This is a genomic window from Mucilaginibacter sp. R-33, assembly GCF_049949235.1.
Lineage (GTDB): Bacteria > Bacteroidota > Bacteroidia > Sphingobacteriales > Sphingobacteriaceae > Mucilaginibacter.
This window is the reverse complement of sequence record NZ_CP188089.1, coordinates 4,407,565-4,432,928: the sequence shown is the minus strand read 5'-3', so window position 1 is coordinate 4,432,928 and position 25,364 is coordinate 4,407,565. Positions and strand designations below refer to the sequence as shown.

Genomic DNA, 25,364 nt, shown 5'->3' with positions numbered 1-25,364 from the left:
TAAGGTCGCGCGATTTATCGCGTGGCCTTTTTTATTTTTATATTTACAATAATGAGAGGACGGTTAACCAAGGTTAGATCAATAGATTTAAAAAAAGATGCTGCTCAAAAAATAAGCGCGGAAGCCATAAAGACAAATAAGAAAGCCGATAAAATTGTTACGCTTGTTTTTATTTTGCTTGCTTTAATCGTTATTATTTTAGGATTATGTTTTGGATTCCATGAAAGATGGTATTTTCCTAAATAAACATGCATCAAAATTAACCTGAAGCGCTTGCTGCCGGTCTAAGCTAAGTTATCGCCAAAACTCAACCAGTTTTGGATTGCAATTAGTTGATTTAATGGTTGTTCATATAGGCATTATACCGTGATGATGTTAGTATTTAATTCCAAGTGCTTATTCTTATTAGTAGCCAGGTATTTTAGAACTTGTGCTGTAGTTTTTAAATCATTTCTCCCTATCCCAGCCCGGAAGTCAATTATTTTATCATCGTTGTATCTTAATAAAACAAGGTGTGTCATTACTCCTATGCCTCCAGTTTTATAGGTAATTATAAAAAGATTGCCGTCAGCGCCGATGTTGATAAGCTGACGGGTAGGCAGATTTTCATCCCAGTTGCCATCGCAGCAATTCCAGTCCTTGCCTGGAGCTGCAATAGAGAATTTATCCCTGCTAAAAGAGGCTAAGAAATCCCTAACCATTGGAGGTATATCGTTAATATTTTTGCCCAGCATTATCTGAGATTTTTTAAGATCCGCTATAAAAGCGCCAAGATTCTTGTTTTTAAGGATAACCATTTGGTTAACTGCTAATAAATCACCTGTTTGTTTTATGCTTGAAATACGATGCGGTGCATAAACGATTTTTTTTTGGTGCTGATTGTGCGCTCAAACAGATTGGTGATACGATTAGCAAACCTAATATTAGCAGCAATGATCTCATAAGAAATTGGTTCGTTTTTAAACGTTAATTTCTAAGCTCGAGTATACAGCAAAATCATATAACAAAAAAGCCTTCCCGTTTAGGGAAGGCTTTCAAATATTAAATCCGAAATCAAAATTCCGATATCCGAAATTAAGATGCCATTTGCTTGCGTATGATGTTCAACGCACCGCCTGCTTTAAACCACTCAATTTGCTGTGCATTGTAAGTATGGTTTACAGGGAATGATTCGGTTGAACCATCTTTATGGTGTAATACCACGGTTAACTGTTGGCCTGGGGCAAACGTAGTTAAGCCGGTGATATCGATAGTATCATCTTCCTGGATCTTTTCGTAATCGTTAGGATCGGCGAAAGTGATACCCAGCATACCTTGTTTTTTAAGGTTGGTTTCGTGGATACGGGCAAATGATTTTACCAATATGGCACGCACACCAAGGTGACGTGGTTCCATAGCTGCATGCTCACGTGATGAGCCTTCACCATAGTTTTCGTCGCCTACTACTATCGAACCGATACCTGCTGCTTTGTAAGCACGCTGCGTAGCCGGAACTGGACCGTACTCGCCGGTTAATTCGTTTTTAACGCTATCGGCAGTAAGGTTAAAGTAGTTGATAGCACCGATTAACATGTTGTTTGAAATGTTATCCAGGTGGCCGCGGAATTTCAACCATGGGCCAGCCATCGAAATGTGGTCGGTGGTACATTTACCTTTTGCTTTGATAAGCAATTTAAGGCCTGTAATGTCGGTGCCTTCCCATGCTTTGAATGGCTCAAGTAATTGCAAACGTGATGAAGTTGGAGAAACGATAACTTCAACTTTGCTGCCATCTTCGGCCGGTGCCTGGTAGCCTGCATCTTCAACCGCGAAACCTTTTACAGGTAGTTCGATACCCTGAGGCTCGTCAAATTTAACCTGCTCACCAGCTTCGTTAGTTAAAGTATCAGTAAGCGGGTTGAAAGTTAAATCTCCTGCGATAGCGAAAGCGGTAACAATCTCCGGTGAAGCTACGAAAGCGTGGGTGTTAGGGTTACCATCCTGGCGTTTAGCGAAGTTACGGTTAAACGAAGTGATGATAGAGTTTTTGCGGGTAGGATCATCAGTATGACGGGCCCACTGGCCGATACATGGTCCGCAGGCGTTAGCCAATACCACGCCGCCCATTTGAGCAAAAGTATCAAGGTAACCGTCGCGGTCAACAGTGTAACGTACCTGCTCAGAACCCGGAGTGATGGTGAACTCGGCCTGAGTTTTTAATTTTTTATCGATAGCCTGTTTAGCGATAGAAGCCGAACGGGTGATATCCTCGTATGATGAGTTGGTACATGAACCAATCAAACCAACTTCTAATTTAGTAGGCCAGCCGTTTTCTTTAACAGCGGTAGCAAATTTAGAGATAGGCCATGCCAAATCCGGAGTGAACGGACCGTTTACATGTGGCTCAAGCTCGCTCAGGTTGATTTCGATAACCTGGTCGAAATATTGCTCTGGGTTAGCGTAAACTTCTTCGTCGCCGGTTAAGTGCTCTGCGATAGCGTCAGCAAGTTCAGCGATGTCGGCACGTTTAGTACCTTTTAAGTAAGCAGCAGCTTTTTCGTCGTAACCAAAGATAGAGGTAGTAGCGCCGATTTCGGCACCCATGTTACAGATGGTACCTTTACCGGTTGCCGACATTGAACGTGCACCTTCTCCAAAGTACTCAACAATAGCACCGGTACCGCCTTTTACGGTAAGGATACCAGCAACACGCAGGATAACGTCTTTAGCTGAAGTCCAACCAGAAAGTTTACCGGTTAATTTAACACCGATCAGTTTAGGGAATTTAAGCTCCCATGGTAAGCCGGCCATTACGTCGCAGGCATCGGCACCACCAACACCAATAGCAATCATACCCAAACCACCTGCATTAGGAGTATGTGAGTCGGTACCGATCATCATACCACCCGGGAAAGCGTAGTTTTCTAACACTACCTGGTGAATGATACCTGCACCGGCTTTCCAGAAACCGATACCATATTTATCAGATACTGAAGCCAGGAAATCGTAAACTTCGCGGTTAACGTCAACAGCAGTACTTAAATCTTCAACAGCGCCGATTTTAGCCTGGATCAAGTGATCGCAATGTACGGTAGATGGAACGGCAACCTGCGGGCGACCGGCTTGCATAAACTGCAAAAGGGCCATCTGAGCAGTAGCATCCTGCATAGCTACACGGTCTGGTGCAAAATCAACATAGTCAACCCCGCGACCAAATGCTTTTTGAGCATCGCCTTCGCTAAGGTGGGCATATAAAATCTTTTCGGTTAAAGTTAGGGGTTTACCGGTCGCTTTACGGGCAGCATCAACACGTGTGCTGTAGCGGTCGTAAACCTTTTTGATCATATCTAAATCAAAAGCCATTTGTATTTGATTTTTAGGTGAAAAGTAAAAGAAATTGACGTTAAGCCCATTAACTGGCCTTAGAGCGGCGAATTTACAAAAAATAACATTTGAAAGCCCTCAGTGCTTTACACAAATGTTATTTGGATAAGTTCTAAATAAGTTATTGGAGATTAGTGGTTAGAGATTGGTTGGTTACGGCAACCTTCACTTTTTTGTTGATGAAGATGCATGATACAGTGAAAACTAATGCGGAAATCAACAGAACCGGATAATACATCTTTCCAAAAATATCAGGTAGGTCTTGTTTGGAGTTCCCTAAAAACAAAAATGCAAATCCTGTAGTATTTATGGCAGCATGAAAAATCATTCCCGGAATTACGGATTGCGTTTTATAATAGATCCAACCTAAAAATAAGCCCCCGAAAAATGCTGGAATAGCCTGCTAGGGATTTAAGTGCAGTACGCTAAAAAGGATCGCAGAAATGATTATGGCTTTGTTAGGGGCATAATTTTTTAATAATCCTTTTAAAATAATGCCCCTACATAATATTTCCTCTACGATTGGAGCTATAATAACAACACTCATGAACGAGAACAGATCTTTGGTGAACACCCTCTCAAATATCTCCCGAACCTTCAAAGGCATTGGTAGCAATACCGAAATTCGTTCTAAAATGATTGAGAATGCTGTTGCCGCTATAATCAGCACCGGGATAAGCCACCCTTCAATTTTATTGTAATTTATGGTTGATGGATAACCTTGTTGTTTTTCACTCCTTTTTAAAGTATACTGTATTGCCATTAGTACAGGAGCAGCATTCGTCAATACTTTGAATATCGATCTCACCGCCGGAAATTCTTTTGGAGTATTCATAAATACAATGCCCGCGGTTATTATAACGATGATCAGAAAAACAAGGTACATGAAAAATAGTCTTACAATAGATGTTATATTAGGGTAGGCTATTTTCGGAATATGAGTAATGTTTTCAGGCCCTTCGGCACTTGTTTCAGTGTTTGTTACTTCAGACATTTTGCGATTGTTTAGGAAAAAAATTGGCCGGTCATGATAAACGACCAGCCAATTTAAAATTAAAAAATAGTTCGATAAAATATGAACAGATTATTTTTCTCCTTTTGATGTAGCAGGAGGCAACTGTTTCAAAATCTCCTCAATAGCCCTATCCAATTGCGGATCTTTATTTTCTATCCTGTCCGCAAAATCTGTTTTTACATAAATATCCGGTGTTACGCCTGTTTTTTCAATATCCTTACCATCGAGCGTGTAGCAACCCCAGGCAGGGATACGGTAGAATGATCCATCAACCAAACCTTTACCACTGGTAAAAATGATCCAACGGTAGGTTTCGGTGCCGATAATTTTGCCCAGGCCCAGTTGTTTAAAGCCTTGTGAGGTCATCTCGCCGTCGCTAAGGGTTTGCTCATTCATGAGCAGGATGATCGGTTTGGCCGCAGGTGCAAAGTTTGATTGCTGTGTTTTTTTACCGTCGCGGTAAGCCCATTGCAAATAGGGTTTTTGAGACAAGAATTTTAAAACATTATCATGTACGTTACCGCCGGTATTATATCTCAGGTCGAGGATAAGGGCATCTTTGTTGTAGGCATCATCAACCATATCTTCCAGGAAATCTTCCAGGGCGCCATCGCCCATGTTTTTCATGTATGAATAGGCAATGCGGTTTTTACTTCTTTCTGCAACTGTTTTAGCATTGGTCTTGATCCAGTCGTCGTAAAGATTGCCCGACAGGTCACCGGTTGACTCTGGATGAAGTTTTACTTTAACGTCCTTTCCACCACGATTAAAGATTAGCTCAATTTCCTTGTCAAGTGATGGTTTGCTGAAGTAATAGTTGCGGTCCTGCTTTTCATCAACAATAATACCGTTAACCGCTTTTAATATATCGCCCGGTTTTACGTCGATGCCGGCTCTATCGGCATTACTATGGATAGCTATACTGCTCACTTTGTATGGCGAATCGTTCTCAAAAATGATCCCGGTTTCCATAGTGCGGTAAGAGATGGTTTTCTTTTCCTCGCTGCCATTTGAGTAAAAACCCTGGTGCGATGAGTTAAGCTCGCCAAGCATGTCATTCAACAACAGGCGCAGGTCGGCCCGGTTATTAATATAAGGGACAAATGTTTTATAGCTGTCATGAACCTTTTTCCAGTCGGCCCCGTGGAAATTGCCGTCGTAATAGTTTTCATCCAGTCCGGCCCAGGTTTCATCAAACATCTGTGTAAATTCCCCGGCCATGTTACGGGTAAAGCTGTAATTGATATCTAACTTATCCACTTTGTTAGCATCGATGTTTAGGGTGTAGATATTGCCTCCGGCCAGTACAAAATATTTATCACCGTTGCCAAAAATGTTGTAATTGCCGAAGTCGCCGTTGCCAACTTTTTCAGTTTTAGGGTTTTCAAAAGCTTCAAGGGTGGTACGGTAAAGCGCCCCCTTACCTTCGCTATGGTTTGAGGCATAGTATACCAATGTTTTATCTCCTTTTTGAATTACATAGGGGCCCTGCGCCTGGCCAAACTCCGGACTGATGCGTTCCAGTCTTTTCATCGGTTCTTCGGTGTCTATCACAATATCGGCAGGCGGTTTAGGCGTTGGCTGCTCAGATAAAGGTTTCTTTTTGTTAGACGCTTTTTTGTCCTTATCCTTTTTGTTTTTATCGTCGTCTTTTTTCTCCTCTTTAAACAGGGCCGTAAACTTATCCATCTTAAAAGGATCGTCATACTTTTGCAAAGGCATGCGGTAAACGTGAGCATCTTTTGAGCCATAAGGATACTCGGGCTGTGTACGGGATGATGTAAAATAAATATACTTACCATCCGGCGACCAGAATGGCGCCGATTCTGTAACACCGCTATTGGTAAGGTTCAGTATTTTCTCGGTTTTTATCTCATAAACAAAAACGTCCATCTCAAAATTGCGGTAAGCGTTGTATACCACGTACTCGCCATTTGGCGAAAAGCGAGGAGGAGGGTTGTAGAATCCCCAAAACTCATCGGTAACAATAGTTTTTGATGTGAGTGTTTTCAGATCCAAAAGTTTCAGTTCATTACGGCCGCTCAGATAAATGGCCTGTGTGCGGTCTTTATTCACGCTCAGCAGGCGATTGCTGCCTTTATCTGTGGTAAGTTGTTTTTCGGCACCGCTGCCGTCTGCTGCTATGGTGTACCAGTTAGGATAGCCACCCAGGGTTTGACCAAAAATGAGGGTTTTGTTATCGCTCATCCAGCTTACTTCGGTAACGCGTTCGCTGGTATTACGCTCCAGTTTTTTGCCGAATTTACCTTCGGCATCGCTTACAAATAATTCGCCGCGGGATACAAAAGCCAGCTTTTTGCCATCGGGTGATAGTGCTGCTCCTTCAATTTTACCGCCTGTTTCAAACGATTGGTCTTTGGGCAGTACATTATTGCGGAACAGGTTTAAGCTTAGTTTCTGAGTTTGTTTAGATGCAATATCATAAACAAAGATCTGGTAATCTTTTTCAAAAACTACCTTGCTGCCATCGGCACTAACCTGCGGGCGTTTGATAGAGGTGGGGAACTGGGTTAACGCGGTTTTTTTACCATCGACAAAGGTATATAGGTTATATTCCTCGTTGCCCTCATCGGATACAAAATAGATATTGCCTTTCTGATCTATCGTTGTCCAGAAATCCTTGCCCTGCCAGTCGGTATATTTTTTATATGCCTTGGTTTTAGGATTGTACGACTGAATATCGGGATTATAAGCCCCTTTATAATGCTTACGAGTGGGGAAATAGATACTCTCCCACGTATTGCTGAAAAATAGCTCGCCTGTTTGCGGATGCTCAACAACGCCATGTATGGTATTAAAATAATGACCAAATAGCCTAACAGGAGTGCCGCCGGTAGCTGCTACTTTGTATTCGCTGAAGCCATTATAACGGCTTGAGTTGAAGTAAATGGATTTCGAATCCCAGGTCCAGGAATCCACGTTATCGCCGGCATCGTTATAGGTAAGCTGTTTGATATCGCCGCCGGCGAGGGGCATTACGTATACATCGTTGTTGCCAAACTGGTTTGATGAAAAAGCAAGCCATTGCCCGTCGGGCGAAACGCGGGGACTGGTTTCTTCGCCCTGCATGGCGGTTAATCGTGTAGCTGCCGGGCTGTTGATATCGGCTTTCCAAAGATCGCCTTCGTAGCTGAAAATTACGGTTTTGCCATCGGGTGTAAGGGTTGGGTTAGATGTAAAATAGCTTCCGGTTGTTTGGGCTTTAAGGTTTGTTTGGCACAGTACTGCCGAAAACAATGCGATGTATAGTTTCTTCATATGGTTTAAGTTTTATGAATAAATGTATTTTTGAGCCATGTTAAAAGTGGTGCACCTCAATACGTATGACGGTAATGGCGGAGCGGGCAGGGCCTGCATGCGCCTTAACCGGGCATTACTTAGCCAAAGTATCGATTCTAAAATTATAGTACATTATAAATTTGGAAATAATCCTGATATCAAGACTTTTAACCGTAATATTATCCAAAAATCGTATACGGCTGCAACCATCATTCTGGAGCGGATATTGGCTAAACGGTTTCTAAAACCTGATAGCCGTACGCCGTTTTCTTTTACCTGGTTTGGCCGTTCGGTAGTTAATCATCCTGATGTTAAAAACGCCGATATTATTCATCTGCATTGGATCAACCACGGTTTTCTGGACCCCAAACATATAGCCGAAATTAGAAAGCTGGGCAAGCCTGTGGTGTGGACCTTTCATGACAGCAATGCCTTTACCGGTGGTTGTCATGTGCGCTATACCTGCGATCATTACCAGCAACAATGCGGTAACTGCCCGCTGCTGATCAACTCTGCCGCTGCTGATATTTCGCACCGCATCTGGCAGCAAAAAAATAAAGCTTACAAGCAACTCGACTTCAACATTATCGCCCCAAGTTTATGGATGCAGGATTCTGTAAAGAAAAGCAGTTTGATGCGGGGCAAAGCCACAAGCAATATTCCAAATACGCTGGAAACGGATGTTTTTAAGCCGATAGACAAAAAGGAGGCGAAAGCCAAAGCGGGCCTGCCGACGGATAAATTTATCTTTTTAAGTGGCTTTATGCCATCGCGTAAAGATTTGCATAAAGGTACCCAATATCTGTTGGAAAGTATGGAATTACTAAGGCAGCGTTTAGGTGCAGAAACCGATCAGGTAGAACTGGTGGTTTTTGGAAACCGGGGCACAGAAAACCTGCCCGACTTTCCTTTTAAAACCAGTTTCTTAGGAACTATTAATAATGATGAAAAGCTGGCCATGCATTATGCAGCCGCTGATGCTTTTTTGATCCCATCCCTTGAGGATAATTTACCTTATACGGTGATGGAAAGTCTGAGCTGCGGTACACCTGTAATCGCTTTTACTACAGGTGGCATCCCGGATATGGTGCGGCATGAGCATAGTGGTTACCTGGCAACCTATCGTTCATCCGAAAGTTTTACTGATGGCATGGAGTGGATTATTAAGCATCCTGAAAGGGATAAGTTGAACCAACAGGCCCGGCAAACTATCATGGATAGCTTTTCGGAAGAAGTGATCGCTAAAAAGCATATCGGGGTATATCAACAATTACTGACCAAGGGAGGTAACAATGTTTAATCCGCGCTTAAGCGTTATCACCATTGTTTATAATAACGTAAGGGATATTGAGCGTACTATCCGCTCGGTAGTTAATCAAACCTATACTAATATTGAGTATGTTATTGTGGATGGTTTATCTAACGACGGCACTTTACAGGTAATTGATAAATATAAAAGCAAAATAGCAAAATTCATCAGCGAAAAAGATGAGGGCATTTATGATGCCATGAATAAAGGGCTTGCTTTAGCAACCGGCGATTACGTGATCTTCATGAATTCGGGGGATGAGTTTTACGACAATGAAACCGTTGCCGCTGTTTTTGCTTCTGCAGAAGACGCCGACATTTATTATGGTGAGACAGAAATGATCGCCGATGACGGCAGCAGTTTAGGACAGCGCCGGCATAAGGCTCCAGCTAAGTTTACCTGGCGCGGTTTTAAATACGGCATGAGCATCAGTCACCAGGCTATTTATATCAGGCGTTCATTGGCGGGACCTTATGACCGCCGCTATCAACTGAGTTCTGATATCGACTGGATAATCCGCGCGGCAAAAAAAGCTAAAAAAATTGTTAATGTTAATCGATATGTGGCCAAATACCTGGTAGGGGGCATGTCGAAGAAAAAGCACCGCCAAAGTTTGATGGAACGCTTTGAGATCATGAAGCGTAACTATGGCTTGGCCCAAACCATTTTGAATCATTTTGTCATCGCCTTTAATTTAGGCTGGTATTGGTTAAGGAACAGGAGGACGAATGATTAATCAATTATTTTTTGGGCGCAAGTATGAGGGTCTGCCTTAGGGCAACTGAAGACTTACGAAGTTTTTTGAAACTTCGTAAGTCTGGAAAAAAGATCCCACAAAAAAAGCGATGAGTATTAACCCACCGCTTTCTTTTAAATATTAAGCTGCTTATGCTTTTTTCTTATCCGCCGGTTTTGCAGCCGGAGCTTTCTTTTTGTTTTCGGTATAAGCGGCACCACCTAAGGCAAGCACCAGTAGGATTGAACCTGCTAATGAAATGTTTTCACCGGTGTAGTATGAAGCCGGATGGAAAATAAACTCAATTTTGTGGTTACCGATTGGGATCTGAGCAGCACGTAATAGATAATCGGCACGGAAATAAGGTTTCTCAACACCGTCGATATACATTTTCCAGCCTTTGTTATAGTATACTTCAGAGAACACCGCGATTTGTGATGCAGTAGAACCACTTTGATAAACCATATGGTCGGGCGAGTAGCTGATAAGTTCAATTTTGCCTTCGCCGGCACCTGCTCCCAAAGTTTTTTCGTCGATAATGCTTTTGTATTGTTTATCAACAATAGCTTCATCTTTTGGTGTAAAGCTGCTGATGGCTACCATCTCCTGGTCAGCATTGTCGGCATATTTAATACTTTTAACAAACCATGCATGGCCGCAGGCTGTCTGATTTACCTGCATACCTACGTTTTGGGTTTTTGGATCAGAATTAATAATGTACTTAACGTTCATCATATCCAAAACATCCTGGTTAATGCTTTTGCTTAACTGATTATCAACAAGCTCTTCCCAGCGTTTTAGCCTTGCTGCCGAGTAACCACCCAATGACTTGTAGAAAAATGGTGTAAGACCATCGCCTTTGATTGATTGTGTGGCGTCAAACACCCTAAAATCAGGATCTTTATCTTTCATGATAAACTGGTCGACCTCGCGCGGCTGTGGCGTTTCATTATCCTGTTTCGGCGCGAAGTGGTCTTGATTTAAATAGCGCTTGTCAATACCCCAAAGGTCAACCAGGATCAGGGCTAAGAAAGCAAGTGATGCAGCAGTTGGGTTGATCTTCTTTTTAAGGAACGCCCAGGCAATCCCAAATGCAATAGCGATAAATATAAGTGAGCGGATGGCGTCGGCCTGCGCCATTGATTCCCTGTCGGCAATTAGAGCGCGGGTAAGGGCTGAGCTATCAGTTTTAAGCGCCTGGCCTATTTGTGCAATAACACCGGCCTGCTGCTCACTTACGCTAAAAGACAAAAGCAGTGAAGGCACCACAGCTACAATCAATACAATACCACCTGTAATATAAAATGCGATTTTTAATTTTTTGAACAGGTTTGCTTTGTCCTCATTTACAATAGCCTCGTTAACTGCCAACACAGCAAGGATTGGGAAACAGAAACCTGCAACTGCCAGTATTGATTCAACCGCGCGGAACTTATTGTAAAGCGGGAAGTAGTTAAAGAAAAGATCGGATACATAAGGCCAGTTCCGGCCGAAAGATAGCAGCATGGTTAAAACCACAGCGCCAAGTAACCACCATTTGATACGGTTTTTAACTATCATTAAGCCCCATACAAATAACAGGCAAATTACAGCACCAAAATAAAACGGCCCCCCGGTGAAGGGCTTGTTCCCCCAGTAAGATGGTAAATAATTTGCCGAAATTTCGACAGCCTGATTTGGATCACTTCCTTTTTCTGTTAAAGTTTTAACTACATGTGAATCAGCACTATTGTTTTTTTGAAGAAAGCCTCCTCCGTATGCGTCAGGAATCAGGAATGTGATACATTCACCCACACCCTGGCTCCACTCATAAGCGTAGTCTTTAGCAAGGCCGTTACTTGGTTCTGAAGTATGCTGAGTAAGATTTGATTTGCCACGAATAGTTTCGTTGCCATAGTCGGCTGTGCTCCAAAGGATAGAGGCGTTCACGGCTACGCTCAATAGAACTGCGCCAGCAACATAACCTAACGATTTTAAAAAGGCATTTAAGGTTTTGTTTTTGATGGCATGGTAAAGTTCAATGCCAACCATGATCAATAAGGCCAGCATCAGGTAGTAGGTCATTTGCACGTGGTTAGCCCTGATCTCCAAAGCAAGAAATAAAGCTGTTACAGAAAAACCTAATAAGTATTTACCGCGAAGGGTAAGGATAATCCCGGCAAGTATCGGCCCAAAAAACGCTATTGCGAATGCCTGGTTGGCGTGCCCTGCAGTTAGCAGGATAATATTATATGATGAAAAGGTAAACGCCACTGCACCCGCCGCCGCAAGCCAGGGGTTAACCTTTAACACTATAAATAAAAAGTAAGTACCTAATAAAAACATCAATATTGTACCAACCGGAGCAGGGAAAGTGTAGTTTATGGCGGTTACAACCCATGATGTTAAATTAGCTTTATAAGGTGCCCATATTTGGTAGGTAGGCATACCGCCATAGATTTGGTTGGTCCACAGTATGGTAGTGTCTTTAGCCTTGTAGTCGTTGATTTCTTTTTGGGTTGATTGTGCCCTTGTAACGTCATTGCCGCCTAATGTTTTTCCCTGGAAAGCCGGGGTTAAAAATATAAAGCAGATCACTAAAAAAATTGCAGCTATGGCAAAATGAATGCCGTTACGCTTAAACCAGTTATTCATTTAAGTTTTTTGAAATGGATATTATATTCCTCAAAAATAGAAATTACAATGAGAATAGGAATTATAAGTTTTGTTAAGGAATAACTTAACAGGTTTGCGCACGGCTGCGCAGCAGGAAAAACATGGCAATCAGTACAATAATAGATATCACGTAAGCAATAACCTGCGGTTTGCCATAATCTTCGCGATATTTGCGGATATTGAAAAAGTTATAAACTCCCAATGCGCCCATAACAACCCAGTAAAATGTACTAATTTTAGTGCAATTAGCAAAAATTTGAGTAGCAACTATAAATACGATTACGTTGGTAATGATAAGCGTAATAGACTCGGGCGTGTTATTGTGGTTTTGACGCCTGTTAAATACCGGGTTAGTGTCCATGATTTATTGATTAGGTTTATTTTACTTCTTCGTAATCAACAAACTCACCTTCACTGTCGGGCACACTGCCTTTTTTAGGTTGCGGTACATGGTCAATCCTGATTTTTCCATCAGGTTTTGGGCCTTCGTTATAATTACGTTGTTGCTGCTGATATTGCTGTTGAGCTTTGTTTACAACACTTTCAAACAGAAATGGCAGCAGGTAACGTGCCAGGCTGCGGATAATGTATAATATACAAATAGATATGATCAGAAAACGAATGAGAATCATACTGTTAATTTTGAGCTTACAAATATAAGGTATATAACGGTAAAAATGTTTTATTATGATTTGAGATAGCTGATGGCGTTTTAATTTGAAAATAAAGCAATTTGAAGATTTGAAAATGTGAATATTGTCGTTTTCAAATCAATAAATTTTCAAATTAAAATTTCTCTTCCATCATTTTTTCCAAAGCAAACATTTCGTCGCGTAGTTTGGCAGCCAGCAGGAAATCCATGTTTTTGGCGGCGGCAAGCATATCTTTTTTGGTGTTGTCGATTGATTTTTTCAGGTCGGCTTTGGTCATATACTGAACTATCGGATCGGCGGCAAGGGTTAGGGTATCAGTTTCTACATAAGCCTGCTGTACACCGCCCTTAAAGTCGACCACCGAGGTTTGCTCCATAATTTCCTCGCGCGTTTTCCCAACAGTTAGCGGTGTAATGCCATGTTGCGTGTTGTACGCAATCTGAATTTCGCGGCGGCGGTTGGTTTCATCCATCGTGATCTGCATCGAATCGGTTATGGTATCGGCATACATAATAACCCGGCCGCGATCGTTTCGGGCAGCGCGGCCAATAGTCTGGATCAGTGAACGTTCTGACCGCAGGAAACCTTCTTTATCCGCATCTAAAATGGCTACTAATGATACTTCCGGTAAATCCAATCCTTCACGCAATAGGTTGATGCCTATCAATACATCAAATTCGCCGAGGCGTAAGCCACGCAAAATTTCTACACGCTGCAGGGTTTTCACTTCCGAGTGGATGTAGCGGCATTTAATGCCCAGCCGGTCCATGTATTTGGCCAGTTCTTCGGCCATGCGTTTGGTGAGGGTGGTTACCAGTACGCGGTCTCCCTTTTTAATAGTTTTATCTACTTCGTCAAGCAGGTCATCTACCTGGTTTATTACCGGGCGAACGTCAATCACCGGATCAAGCAATCCTGTCGGGCGGATCACCTGTTCAACCACTACACCGCCCGATTTTTCCAGTTCAAAATCACCGGGAGTAGCGCTTACATAAATGGTTTGCGGGGCAAGGTTTTCAAACTCCTGGAAATTAAGCGGACGGTTATCCAAAGCTGCCGGCAGGCGGAAGCCATAGTCAACCAGCGAGATCTTGCGCGAACGGTCACCTCCATACATCGCCCTGATCTGCGGAACGGTTACGTGACTTTCGTCAATCACCATCAGGTAATCTTCCGGGAAATAGTCGAGCAAGCAGAACGGCCTCGCACCGGGCTTGCGCCCGTCAAAAAAGCGGGAGTAGTTCTCGATGCCCGAACAGTAACCCAACTCGCGGATCATTTCCAGGTCGTAATTAACCCTTTCTTCCAGCCTTTTGGCTTCCAGGAATCGGCCGTCATCAATAAACTGTTTTTTGCGGGTTTCCAGCTCTTCCTGTATCGCCCAGATGGACTGCAGGAAACGCTCTCGAGGGGCAACATACAGGTTGGCCGGATAAACCACCATGTGTGTCATTTTTTCGATGGTTTTACCGGTGCCGATATCAAAGGCGCTTAACTCTTCAATATCGTCGCCAAAAAAGGAGATGCGGTAGGCATAATCCAGGTAAGCCGGAAAAATATCGACGGTATCACCCTTCACCCTGAATGTTCCTCGTTTAAAATCGGCAGTGGTGCGGGCGTATAAAATTTCGACCAGGCGATGTAAAAAAGCATTCCTGCTGATACGGGTACCAACGGCAAATTTGAAAACCGAATCGGCAAAATCATCCGGGTTGCCCATACCGTAAATGCAGGATATAGACGATACCACGATCACATCGCGCCTGCCCGACATTAAAGCCGAAGTAGTACGTAAGCGAAGTTTTTCTATCTCCTCGTTTATCTGCAGGTCCTTTTCGATGTAGGTATTTGTTGTAGGGATAAATGCCTCCGGCTGATAATAGTCATAGTACGACACAAAGTAGTTCACCGCGTTTTCGGGAAAGAACTGCTTAAACTCGCCATAAAGCTGTGCCGCTAATGTTTTGTTGTGGCTCAAGATCAGCGTAGGTTTTTGTGTTTGTGCTATAATATTGGCAACCGTAAAGGTTTTGCCCGATCCGGTAACCCCCAAAAGGGTTTGATATGGGTCGCCGTTGTTGATACCTTCAACCAGCTGCCTTATAGCTTCAGGCTGATCGCCGGTTGGTTTATATTGAGATGTTAATTGAAAATCCATGTTGTTATGTAAAAATACAAATAATCCAGAAACAGGGTTTGCAAATCAAAATAAGTACATGGTAATGACAACCGTATGTCAACATTGTTGGATTTGGGGTGATAAATTATGCCAAGCATAAGTTAAAGCCAACTTAAAAGCCATGTCATTGAGGAGCAACACAGGTAAAAGAGCGTCCGGGCGACGTGGCAATCTCGTGGTTAGGTCTGTGCGATATGCAAAGCCGCTAAGCATGGCTACGAGATTGCCGCGCTATCGCTCGCAATGACATTTTTTTAGTTAAAATAACTCACATTCCGCCTTTAAACGTAACGCCCTATCCAAAAAACTCTGCTGCTTTATTTTCTCTTCGGCTTCAATAATAGCCTTCATCAGGTTGTTTTGGGTATCGGCAATTTCCGCGGCGGCCGCTTTCATAATTTCCCAAACGGGTTTCATACGTTCAATAAGTTCCTGGCCTTTTGTTGTTAACATGATAAGACGCTTCCTTTCGTCGGCCTTGTCCTTTTTTGATCGGATCAATTTCTCTTTTTCCAATTCCTTTAACAGACTGATGGTTGAAGGGTGGGTGTAGCCAATTTCAGCGGCGATTTCCACTACGCTTAAAAGCGGCTTAAAGTGTAAAGTGTAAATAACAGGGAACCATTTGGGCTCAAAATCAATATTACTGGCTTTGTATACAAGTACACCGTCTTTGCGCAACTGCTCGGCCAGGCGCTGCAACCTTGTTGAAATTGCTAAAATTCCCGATTCGTCAATAACATTCATTATATCGCTGTTAATTGTTCAAATGTAATTCATAAAAAATAGTATCCGCAGCCATAAGTGGGAATGATTCGGGCAAATCCTGTTTGGCAAGGCGTGTAAAGCCATTTTTTTCATAAAAGCGATGAGCGGCTTTCAGCATCTCAACTGTGCCTAAATAAATGTGGGCAATGTTGTTTTGTTTACAATAATCAATGAGATTATTGAGCAGTAACTGCGCGATGCCCAGCTCCTTTCCCCGGTATTCTTTAAGCACAAACATTTTGCGTATGGCCGCCGCATTGTTATCAAAAGCAATAAGGGCAATGGTGCCAACAAGTTGTTCGTTATATATCGCTCCCCAAAAATCTCCGCCGGTTTGGTGGTAATTGGTTTCAATATCAAGCAGGTCGGGCTGGGCTTCAAGCGTGATAGGCACATTAAATTCAATTTGCTGAATTGGTAAAATGATATCAATGATCTGCTGGCAATAAGTATTGTTGAGTGAGCTGATAACAGGTGTAGTATCCATGACTTTAATATTTACGTACAAATCTACGTAGTTAACTACATATATTCAAAATTATTATCCCTCCCATGGTGCGGTATGAGATTTAATAAACAAATAGTGATACTATTGCTCAAAAACGCTTAAATTTAAGCATGATTTTCATCCTCAATAAAACCAATACCATTGCCAACCAGTTCCTTGCCGAATTACGGGATGCCGTTATCCAGCAGGATAAGGCACGTTTCAGGCAGAACCAGGAAAGGTTAGGAGCCATACTGGCTTATGAGTTGAGCAAATCATTACATTACGAAACCAAAGAAATTCAAACCCCCTTGGGTACAGCCAGTGTTAATATACCGGCCGATGAACCGGTGCTGGGTATTATATTGCGCGCCGGTCTTCCTTTTCATCAGGGTTTTATGCAGTTTTTCGACCGATCATCCTCTGCATTTATTACCGCCTACCGCAAAGTGAAGCGCAACGGCAGCTTTTTGATCCAGGTTGATCATATCTCAACCCCTAACCTGGATGATAAGATCTTTATTTTGTGCGATACCATGCTGGCTACCGGGCAAAGTATTGTAACGGTTTGTAAGGAGTTGATGGCGCAGTATAAAATAAAGGAGCTGCACATTGCCGCTGTAATTGCCAGCACCGAAGGTGTGGCGCATGTTAAGGCCAATCTCCCAAAAGCCAAGCTCTGGCTCTGCGCTGTTGACGACGAGATGACCAGCAAAGCTTATATCGTACCGGGTTTAGGTGATGCGGGGGACCTGGCATTTGGGGAAAAAGCGTGATTTGATTTGGGATTTCGGATGTCCGATTTCGGATTTAGTAATTAAGATTTTTTAATTTTGAATTTTCGATTTTTAAATCAAGGAATAAAAAAATTCCGAAATCGAACATCCGAAATCCGAAATAAAAATGAAATCCGATATAAAGTATAAACACATCTTCTTTGATCTCGACCATACCATCTGGGATTTCGATAAAAATGCCGAAGAGGCCCTGCATGAGTTATATGTTATTCACCAGCTTGGCGAAATTGGCCTGCAATCTGCCGAATTGTTCATCGAAACTTACACCCGTAATAATCACCGCCTTTGGGCGCAGTATCATATTGGTGAGATAACTAAAGATGAGTTACGCGAGGCCCGCTTCAAATCAACTTTTACTGATCTTGGCCTGCACCCGGATTTGATGCCGCTTGATTTTGAGGATGCTTACGTAAAGCTTTGCCCCACCAAAACCAACCTGTTTCCGCATGCGCACGAAACACTGCAATACCTGCAATCAAAATATACCCTGCACCTGATCTCGAACGGGTTTAAAGATTCAACGCGGATAAAAATCGCGGGGACCGATCTTGCAAAATATTTTCAGCATATCATTATCTCCGAAGATGTAGGTGTGAACAAGCCCGATAGGGCCATATTTCAGCATGCGCTGGACCTGGCCGGGGCATCGAAAGAAGAAAGTGTGATGATCGGCGACAGCATTGAAGCTGATATCCGCGGGGCGCTTGGTTTTGGGATGGATGCCATATATTTTAATCCTTTTAATGCGGAAAAGCCTCAGGATGTGCCGGTGCAGATTGCTCATTTAAAAGAGTTAACTTTACTTTTATGAGTATCGCCAAAGAACGTAAAGCTATTGATGCGGCCCTTGATGAATACCGCAAACAACTGGATGTTATCCCCGATGAGTTGTTTGACGTTACCCCGGAGGATGGCGGCTGGTCGTTTGCCGAGGTTTACAGCCATATTATGCAGGCTACGCTGGGTTCATCAATCGCGCTTGAACGTTGCACCCACGGCAATTGCGAGCCAACTAAAAAAGGCATTAATTGGGAAGGCCGGATCTTACTGTTGTTAGGTAAATTTCCGCCGGTTAAAACAACAGTCCCCAATGCGGTAAGCGATAAAATGGCCGCCAATAAGATCAGTAAGGAAGATGCCAAAAACCTGATCATCAAATGCCGCAAGCGGGTTGAAACGACTATGCCCCTTATTGCCGAATCATCGCCGGCTAACAGATACAAGCACCCGCGTATGGGAATGCTTAATGCCAGGCAATGGTTTAAGTTTATCCGCATTCATTTACAGCACCACTTGAAACAACTTAACAGGATCAAAAATAAATTTAATACAGCAAAGTAACCTTTTATATTTAATGTAGTCTTAACAGTAGGATAATGTTAAATTTCAGACATTTGTAAAAATCTTTGTGATGAATTTTGAGTATGCTTATTTGGTAGTTATAGGGTTGCTGATCCTGGTCGGCTGCTTCTATGCAAGTCCATATGAATTGACGGTTAACGAAGATGAGGACGACGAGTAATCGTTGCTTTATTAATAACAATGTTGTTTTCCGGCATATCTTGCCGGCCTGTAAAATAGCCCCCTTAATTTAATGGCAAAACGCGAAGTTGATATTGTAGTAATATCTGATGTGCACCTTGGTACTTACGGCTGTCACGCAAAAGAGTTGCTTAAATATTTAAAAAGCATCAAGCCCAAAATCCTTATCCTTAACGGCGATATTATTGATATTTGGCAATTTAGTAAATCATACTGGCCCGAGGCACACATGAAAGTAGTGCGCCGCATCCTGAAGTTTGTTACCGATGGCATCCCGGTTTATTATTTAACCGGCAACCATGACGAAATGCTGCGCAAGTTTACCGATTTTAACATGGGCACTTTTCAGTTGCTTGATAAGCTCGTGTTAAATATCGATGGCAAAAAAGCCTGGATCTTTCATGGCGATGTGTTTGACGTTACTATGCAGCATTCCAAATGGCTGGCTAAACTCGGGGCGGTTGGTTATGACACATTGATTTTGATCAACAGTTTTGTAAACTGGTTCCTTACCGCCATTGGCAGGCAAAAAATGAGCTTTTCGCAAAAGGTGAAAGCCAGTTTTAAGGAAGCGGTAAAATTCATTAACCAGTTTGAGCAAACCGCGGCCGATCTGGCTGTCGATAAACAATATGGCTACGTGATCTGCGGTCATATTCACCATGCCGAAATCAGGGAAATTAAGTCTACACAAAATACAGGCTCGGTACTTTACCTCAACTCGGGCGATTGGGTAGAAAGTTTAAGCGCTCTTGAATATCACAACGGCAAATGGGAGGTGTTTAAATACAAGCCGGATGATTTCAATACAGATGCTGATGAAGACGACAAAACCGATTCGGAAGATCTGAACGCTATGCTCGATGTTAAAAACTTGTTGGAACGCTTTAAACACGAACACGATTAAATTACTTACCGAAAACATTTTTCTTTACTAAATTAAGCCCCTGAATATTGGTGCAGACAAATCAGCGTGTCCGCTGTACCTGCGCGGTATAATCATCATCCTTTTGAAAAGAATTTATTTTAATGAAGATACTGTTTGGTATACAGGGAACAGGTAATGGGCATATAAGCCGGGCAAGGGAAATTGTGCCCCTGCTGCAACAATACGGCGAGGTTGATTTGCTGGTAAGCGGCACCGAAGCCGAAGTATCATTATCACAACCCCTGAAATATCGCTTTCATGGTGTAAGCTTTGTATTTGGTACCAATGGCGGCGTGGATAACTGGGCTACCTGGAAGATCATGAACCTGCGTCAGTTTCAGCGCGACTTGCGGAGCCTGCCATTAAAGCAGTACGACCTCATTATAAACGATTTTGAACCTGTAAGCGCCTGGGCTTGCAAATTGCGTGGTGTGCCTTCAGTATCCTTAAGTCACCAGTGTTCGTTTGTATCACCCAAAACACCCCGGCCCGAAAAAAAAGATCCTTTTGCACAGTGGCTTTTAAAAAATTATTCGCCCACTACGTATCATGTTGGTTTTCATTTTGAGCGCTATGATACATTTATCAATACGCCGGTAATCCGCGGTGAGATCAGGCAGATGGAAACCTCCAACCTTGGCCATTATACAGTTTACCTGCCGGCCTATGATGACAAAACCCTGTTGAAATATTTAAGTGCCGAAAGAGAGGTTAAATGGCAGGTGTTTTCAAAACGGCAAAAGCATGCATACAAATCAGGAAACGTGGAGATCTTCCCCGTAAATAATGAAGCTTTTAACAAAAGCCTGGCAAGCTGCACGGGTTTGCTTACCGGGGGCGGTTTTGAAGGCCCCGCCGAGGCCCTGTTTTTACAGAAAAAGGTAATGATGATACCCATGAAAGGGCAATACGAACAACAGTGTAACGCGCTTTCGGCCTCCAGGTTGGGTGTTCCGGTGGTAAGCGAAATAAATGATAAGTTTAACAGCCATTTAAACCACTGGATCAACGACAGTAAAAAGATTGTAGTTGATTTTCCGGATGAAACCGCCGCTATTGTTGATAAACTGGTAAAGCAGTATAGAAGGTAGTAAAGCATTGCAACTTAAGCTGTTTTTCTGCTAATTTTGCAACCGCAAACACGGCCGCACATATGATCAATCTTTTCAGGAACTATAATCCCCTTAATATTATATGGCTGGCTATTTTGCTGTTCGTGCTCCGGATAGGTTTCATGGTGCAGGTTCCCGAAAAGGTTGAGTTTATTTTTGTAGAACCCTTTGCGCGGCTGCTGGTACCGGTAAAATATGAATACGCGTTTTCGCCGCTGCTTAATGTGATACTGGCCGGCGGGCTTGTATTTATACAAGCTTTATTGCTTAATTCGTTAATTAATCATCATAATTTATTAGGCAAGCCAACCTTTTTGCCGGCGCTGATGTATATCACGCTTTCGGGCTTGTTTACGCCTTTTTTAACTTTAAGCGCCCCGCTTTTATGTAATTTCTTACTTATCTGGATGTTGTTTAAATTATTCAACCTGTATAAGGGAGAGGATGTTAAGTCAACAACTTATGATCTGGGTTTGATCGTAGCGGTGGGATCGCTTGTTTATTTTCCGTTTATTTATTTGTTCCTGGTTATATGGATAGCGCTTATGATATTCAGGCCGTTTAACTGGCGCGGATGGGTTATTTCGATATTAGGTTATGTAACCGTCTTCTTTTTCCTTGCGGTTATTTATTTTATGAATGATATGCTGCCCCGGTTTAGCCGTATCTGGTCGCCCTTAGGTAAAAAGTTTCCCGATCACATCAGCATAAATTCTTACAACTACCTGCTGCTGGCGCCTGTTATCCTAATATTGGTACTTTGTTTTTTTAAGCTGCAGCAAAATTTCTTTAAAAGTTATGTGCAGATCCGTAAAACATTCCAGCTTTTGTTTTTTATTTTTCTGATCACAGCACTATCATTTTATCTCAATTCGGAATTTCGCCTGAGCCATTTTTTGCTTTGTGCAGTGCCGGTAACGGTGTTTTTTGCCTATTATTTTTTGTATGCAACCAAGCGCTGGTTTTATGAAATACTGTATTTGTTGTTGTTTATCAGCATCATTTACTTTCAGTTTAACAAATTTTAACTTTTACATTCGTCCTTATTTCGGCGGTTATGTTAGTTTTGTAGCCTGAAACTATATAATAAGCTATTTAGGTTCAACCCCAATTTAAAAAATAATTCTGATGAAGTTTGGAGTAGTTATATTTCCCGGTTCTAATTGTGATGAAGATATCATATATGTATTAGAGAAAGTAATGGGTCAGCAAGTGGTAAGGTTATGGCATAAAGATCATGATCTGCAGGGTGTTGACTTTGTTGTTTTGCCCGGTGGCTTTTCATTTGGCGATTACCTGCGTTCGGGCGCTATTTCCCGTTTTTCGCCAATTATGCAGGAGGTTATCCAATTTGCAGCCAAAGGTGGTTATGTAATGGGTATTTGCAATGGCTTCCAGATATTGACCGAGGCCGGTTTGTTGCCAGGCGCGCTATTGCACAACACCAATCGCAAATTTATTTGCCGCAACATTTACTTAAAACCGCAAACAACACAATCATTACTTACCGCTCAGCTTGATCCGCAGCAACCCTTAAGGATCCCGATTGCACATGGTGAAGGCAACTATTTTGCTGATGCCGATGTGATCAAAGCCCTTAACGATAACGACCAGGTAATGTTCAGGTATTGCGATGAGGCCGGCAATATCACTGCCGACTCAAATCCTAACGGATCATTGGAAAACATTGCAGGTGTTACAAACCTGAGCAGGAATGTATTTGGCTTAATGCCGCACCCGGAACGTGCTGCCGATGGCTTGTTAGCCAATGAAGATGGTTTAGCTATTTTTGAATCAATATTATCAATAGTTAGGGCCTGATGACCAGCCTGGTTATCGATATTGGTAATACACTCATCAAAATCGCCGTTTTTAAACTGGATGAAATACTTGAGGTTAGCCAATTTGAAACCATTGATATGCCGGTACTGGATGCTTTGCTTAACAAATACCATCCTGTTAAGGCAATCATATCGTCGGTAAAAAAAAATACAGAAGCATGGCAGGCCGGACTGGGGCAAAAAATTTCGCTGACGCATTTTAATACATTAATGACAAGCGGAATAAATAACCATTATTTAACCCCTGAAACCCTTGGGCCCGACAGGCTGGCAGCTGTTATTGGTGCATATCATATATTCCCGGGGCAAAATAGCCTGGTAATAACCGGGGGCACGGCCATTACTTATGATGGTGTTGACGCCGCAGGAAATTATTTTGGCGGCAGCATATCGCCGGGCTTAAATATGCGTTATAAGGCTTTGAACAATTATACGGCAGGTTTGCCGCTTGTTGAACCCGATGCCGGTTTTGATACGCCATACGGAAACAATACAACCACAGCCATCCGTTCGGGAGTACAAAACGGAATAAAATATGAGCTTACCGGTTTTATTGAAAGTTATAAAACCGGCGACGGGCAACTGAACATTATACTAAGCGGGGGCGACAGCATTTTTTTTGATACTCTATTGAAAAATAGCATCTTTGCCCGCTACATAAAAATTGAACCATATTTGGTTTTAAAAGGATTAAACGCAGCTATACAAAAGCATAATGATTAAATATACCCGGTTTTTTATAACACTTTTATTGGCTGTTGCCGCTTTTTCAGCACATGCGCAATCAACGGCAACTTCAAGCTCTCCATATTCACGTTACGGTATTGGTGATATTGATCCTCAACTGATGGGCCAAAACATAGGTATGGGCGGTATAGCTGTAGCTACAAACAGGATAAGCCTTTTTAACAATATCAACGTAATAAATCCGGCTTCATACGGTGCCATTAATCTTACAACCATTGATGTTGGCTTATATGCAAATTTTTTAAATCTGTCGCAAACCGGTTCGGCAAGCCAAAAAAACAGCAACTTCAGGCTTAACCATATCGCGTTCGCTATCCCAACTTCAAAACGATCTGCATTGAGCTTTGGTTTATTGCCATACAGCGAGCGCGGCTATAATTTTAAAAAAACGGTGAATAAATTAGGAACCTCGGGTTCACCTGCCGATACCAACGTAACAAATTACAGTTACAGCGGTGATGGTAGTTTATCAAAAGCATATTTGGGATATGGTTTCGGCATCGGTAAACACTTGTTATTAGGTGCAAACGTATCGTATATATTTGGTAATATTAAAGATATCGCTACAACCGAAATTCCCGGCCTGGCAGGCGCTATCAACTCAAAAATTGAATCGAGCAATGCCATAGGCGGTATAAACTATGATTACGGCTTGCAGTATTCATTTGATTTTTCTGAAACCAAGCACCTTGTATTTGGCTATTCGGCATCGGCAGGTACAAAACTGCACACGCAAAGCAGCTTTATTGTTAGCCAGTATTTTAATGACGCAAACGGCAACCAGAACGTAGCTGCCGATAGCGTGGTTAGCACAACCGGGCCTAAATCAAAATTAAAATTACCGCAGATCAACAGGTTCGGGATCTCTTTTCAAAGCGATGGTAAATTTTTGGTTGGTGCCGATTACTCCATGGGTAAATGGTCCGACTTGTCAATTGCCGGCGTAAACCAGGGTTTACAGGATAGCAAAACTTTCAATATCGGTGGTTCATATACCCCAAACATATCAACCATCAGAAACTATCTTGCCACTGTCGATTATCGCATAGGTGCTATATATGATCAAACTTATATGCACATTAACGGTACTACCATTAAACGTTATGCCGGTACAGTAGGTGTAGGTTTGCCTTTACGCTCAAATAACGGCAGTTACTATAAAATTAATATCGCGGCAGAAATAGGACAGCGCGGTTCGTTGGTTAACGGTTTGGTTAAAGAAAACTACGTTAACATTCACCTTGGCTTTACCCTTAACGATAAGTGGTTTACCAAGTATAAATTCGACTAATTCGCTGTCATGAGCCGCCCTGCAGTTAATATACCGGCTTTATGCCTGTTACTGTTGCCATTGGCGGCTTTCATGTCTTCGTGCGAAAATGACCTGAAGAAGGTTAGGGAAATTTCAGCTAATGAAGTTGATACGGTTGCCCAGCGCACCACAGGGCTTGATCTGATCATGAGTGATTCGACCAAAGTTGAAATCCATCTTACTGCCCCGCTGATGATCGAATACCAGATCAAGAAGCCTTATAAAATTATGCCTAAAGGCGTAAAGATAGATTACTATGACCGCGGCACAGGCCAGTTTGCCGGTGATATAATTGCCGATACAGGTATCCAGCGCGAGCAGGAAAAATTGATCGAATTTCATGGCAACGTAGTTGCAACCAACGCCAAAGGCGAAACCTTTAAATCAAACGAATTATTTTGGGACCAGGTAACCAAGCGGGTTTACTCTAATAAACCTGTTCAGGCCACACTTAGCGGCGGTAATGTTATGAATGGCAATACCTTTGAAAGTGATGATAAGCTTTTAAACCCTACTTTTAAAAGCAGCACCGGGCTGTTTCATGTTGATGAAAAAGCGACACAATAATGACTTTTTTTAACGAAAATTTTGTGTTATAGAATTTTGTTAAAAATTGTATC

General features: G+C 42.4%; 22 protein-coding genes and 1 pseudogene. 13 read left to right on the top strand and 10 right to left on the bottom strand.

Translation table 11 applies throughout. The features are described from left to right. Positions 1-51 precede the first annotated feature (51 nt). A complete protein-coding gene (locus tag ACP26M_RS18220; protein ID WP_426582081.1) occupies positions 52-246 on the top strand; it encodes a hypothetical protein in 195 nt (64 codons plus the stop codon). A 113-nt stretch (positions 247-359) separates the two neighbouring features. Here the strand turns inward: ACP26M_RS18220 and ACP26M_RS18215 are convergent, their stop codons facing one another. The 4 genes and pseudogenes from ACP26M_RS18215 to ACP26M_RS18200 form a co-directional block, all read right to left on the bottom strand. Further along, entirely contained in the window at positions 360-797 is a 438-nt protein-coding gene (locus ACP26M_RS18215) for a hypothetical protein (RefSeq protein WP_426582079.1), read from the bottom strand. Positions 798-1,074: 277 nt separating this feature from the next. Beyond that, a complete protein-coding gene (locus tag ACP26M_RS18210; protein ID WP_188834814.1) occupies positions 1,075-3,342 on the bottom strand; it encodes an aconitate hydratase in 2,268 nt (755 codons plus the stop codon). A 142-nt stretch (positions 3,343-3,484) separates the two neighbouring features. Next, positions 3,485-4,198: pseudogene (locus ACP26M_RS18205) on the bottom strand (CPBP family intramembrane glutamic endopeptidase). Between the two features lie 249 nt (positions 4,199-4,447). Next, entirely contained in the window at positions 4,448-7,657 is a 3,210-nt protein-coding gene (locus tag ACP26M_RS18200) for a S41 family peptidase (protein WP_426582077.1), read from the bottom strand. Between the two features lie 37 nt (positions 7,658-7,694). Here ACP26M_RS18200 and ACP26M_RS18195 point away from each other — a divergent pair, with 37 nt between their 5' ends. Continuing rightward, positions 7,695-8,978 carry a glycosyltransferase family 4 protein gene (locus ACP26M_RS18195; RefSeq protein WP_426582074.1) on the top strand — a complete coding sequence of 428 codons (1,284 nt, stop codon included), beginning with the start codon at positions 7,695-7,697 and terminating at the stop codon, positions 8,976-8,978. Next, positions 8,971-9,723, top strand: a complete 753-nt coding sequence (locus tag ACP26M_RS18190; RefSeq protein WP_426582072.1) for a glycosyltransferase family 2 protein — start codon at positions 8,971-8,973, stop codon at positions 9,721-9,723. The genes ACP26M_RS18195 and ACP26M_RS18190 overlap by 8 nt, the downstream gene beginning before the upstream one ends. 150 nt (positions 9,724-9,873) lie before the next feature. Here ACP26M_RS18190 and ACP26M_RS18185 read toward each other — a convergent pair whose 3' ends face one another. The 6 genes from ACP26M_RS18185 to ACP26M_RS18160 form a co-directional block, all read right to left on the bottom strand. Further along, on the bottom strand, positions 9,874-12,357 hold the full coding sequence (locus ACP26M_RS18185) for a hypothetical protein (RefSeq protein WP_426582070.1): 2,484 nt from the start codon (positions 12,355-12,357) through the stop codon (positions 9,874-9,876). An 85-nt stretch (positions 12,358-12,442) separates the two neighbouring features. Further along, positions 12,443-12,739, bottom strand: a complete 297-nt coding sequence (locus ACP26M_RS18180; protein WP_354485666.1) for a hypothetical protein — start codon at positions 12,737-12,739, stop codon at positions 12,443-12,445. 16 nt (positions 12,740-12,755) lie between these two features. Continuing rightward, positions 12,756-13,010 carry a DUF4834 family protein gene (locus ACP26M_RS18175; protein WP_121234093.1) on the bottom strand — a complete coding sequence of 85 codons (255 nt, stop codon included), beginning with the start codon at positions 13,008-13,010 and terminating at the stop codon, positions 12,756-12,758. 154 nt (positions 13,011-13,164) lie between these two features. Continuing rightward, positions 13,165-15,189 carry an excinuclease ABC subunit UvrB gene (gene uvrB / locus ACP26M_RS18170; RefSeq protein WP_426582067.1) on the bottom strand — a complete coding sequence of 675 codons (2,025 nt, stop codon included), beginning with the start codon at positions 15,187-15,189 and terminating at the stop codon, positions 13,165-13,167. A gap of 279 nt (positions 15,190-15,468) precedes the next feature. Then, entirely contained in the window at positions 15,469-15,957 is a 489-nt protein-coding gene (locus ACP26M_RS18165; protein ID WP_426582065.1) for a MarR family transcriptional regulator, read from the bottom strand. 10 nt (positions 15,958-15,967) lie between these two features. After that, entirely contained in the window at positions 15,968-16,465 is a 498-nt protein-coding gene (locus ACP26M_RS18160; RefSeq protein WP_090534938.1) for a GNAT family N-acetyltransferase, read from the bottom strand. A 131-nt stretch (positions 16,466-16,596) separates the two neighbouring features. On the opposite strand from ACP26M_RS18160, the gene upp reads away from it, so the two are divergent. The 10 genes from upp to lptC all read left to right on the top strand — a co-directional run bounded on the left by upp (position 16,597) and on the right by lptC (position 25,311). Next, a complete protein-coding gene (upp, locus tag ACP26M_RS18155; protein WP_426582063.1) occupies positions 16,597-17,241 on the top strand; it encodes a uracil phosphoribosyltransferase in 645 nt (214 codons plus the stop codon). Positions 17,242-17,368: 127 nt separating this feature from the next. After that, positions 17,369-18,073, top strand: a complete 705-nt coding sequence (locus tag ACP26M_RS18150) for a YjjG family noncanonical pyrimidine nucleotidase (RefSeq protein ID WP_274990204.1) — start codon at positions 17,369-17,371, stop codon at positions 18,071-18,073. Continuing rightward, a complete protein-coding gene (locus ACP26M_RS18145) occupies positions 18,070-18,603 on the top strand; it encodes a DinB family protein (RefSeq protein ID WP_090534942.1) in 534 nt (177 codons plus the stop codon). The genes ACP26M_RS18150 and ACP26M_RS18145 overlap by 4 nt, the downstream gene beginning before the upstream one ends. A 253-nt stretch (positions 18,604-18,856) precedes the next feature. Then, on the top strand, positions 18,857-19,711 hold the full coding sequence (locus tag ACP26M_RS18140; protein ID WP_176627810.1) for a UDP-2,3-diacylglucosamine diphosphatase: 855 nt from the start codon (positions 18,857-18,859) through the stop codon (positions 19,709-19,711). Positions 19,712-19,833: 122 nt separating this feature from the next. Continuing rightward, entirely contained in the window at positions 19,834-20,823 is a 990-nt protein-coding gene (locus ACP26M_RS18135) for a glycosyltransferase family protein (protein ID WP_426582059.1), read from the top strand. 62 nt (positions 20,824-20,885) lie between these two features. Beyond that, the gene (locus ACP26M_RS18130; protein WP_426582057.1) at positions 20,886-21,872 is read left to right on the top strand and encodes a DUF6427 family protein; all 987 of its coding nucleotides are present in this window, start codon (positions 20,886-20,888) and stop codon (positions 21,870-21,872) included. 100 nt (positions 21,873-21,972) lie between these two features. Next, entirely contained in the window at positions 21,973-22,665 is a 693-nt protein-coding gene (purQ, locus tag ACP26M_RS18125) for a phosphoribosylformylglycinamidine synthase subunit PurQ (protein WP_321557000.1), read from the top strand. After that, positions 22,665-23,408 carry a type III pantothenate kinase gene (locus ACP26M_RS18120; protein WP_426582055.1) on the top strand — a complete coding sequence of 248 codons (744 nt, stop codon included), beginning with the start codon at positions 22,665-22,667 and terminating at the stop codon, positions 23,406-23,408. The genes purQ and ACP26M_RS18120 overlap by 1 nt, the downstream gene beginning before the upstream one ends. After that, positions 23,401-24,723, top strand: a complete 1,323-nt coding sequence (locus tag ACP26M_RS18115; RefSeq protein ID WP_426582053.1) for a hypothetical protein — start codon at positions 23,401-23,403, stop codon at positions 24,721-24,723. The genes ACP26M_RS18120 and ACP26M_RS18115 overlap by 8 nt, the downstream gene beginning before the upstream one ends. A gap of 9 nt (positions 24,724-24,732) precedes the next feature. Then, positions 24,733-25,311: an LPS export ABC transporter periplasmic protein LptC gene (gene lptC, locus ACP26M_RS18110; RefSeq protein WP_426582051.1), complete on the top strand. Its 579-nt coding sequence runs from the start codon at positions 24,733-24,735 to the stop codon at positions 25,309-25,311. Positions 25,312-25,364: the final 53 nt, after the last annotated feature.